The organism is Paraburkholderia sp. SIMBA_053 (assembly GCF_046534895.1).
GTDB classification, from domain to species: Bacteria; Pseudomonadota; Gammaproteobacteria; order Burkholderiales; family Burkholderiaceae; genus Paraburkholderia; species Paraburkholderia caledonica.
Genome location: NZ_JAWRXU010000433.1, coordinates 1 through 293, shown reverse-complemented (window position 1 = coordinate 293; position 293 = coordinate 1). Strand labels below are relative to the sequence as shown.

Sequence of the window (293 nt, the reverse complement as noted above, 5' to 3'; positions counted from 1 at the left end):
CCGAGCAGCAAGGTCCGCGCGAAGGTGCCGGCGAACGCCGACACGGCGGATTAATCGAAGGGGCGCTTCGGCGGGCGGCGCGAGAAAACCGCTGCCCGCCAGCGCAATCACGAGCGCGCGAGCAGCACACCGATCAGCGCCACGACGAAGCCTGCCACCTGCACCACCGTCAGCGTTTCACCAAAGCCGACATAGCCTTCGAGCGCGGCGAGCGGCGGCGCGAGAAACAGCAGCGCCGTCGCGCGCGACGCGTCGCCGCGCCGGACCATCCACACGAGCAGCGTGACGCTAAC

General features: G+C 70.0%; 1 protein-coding gene. It reads right to left on the bottom strand.

Translation table 11 applies throughout. From position 1 onward, the window contains the following. Positions 1-107 precede the first annotated feature (107 nt). Positions 108-293: EamA family transporter (locus SB753_RS36300; RefSeq protein WP_410804947.1), on the bottom strand; the 186-nt coding region annotated here is incomplete at its 5' end.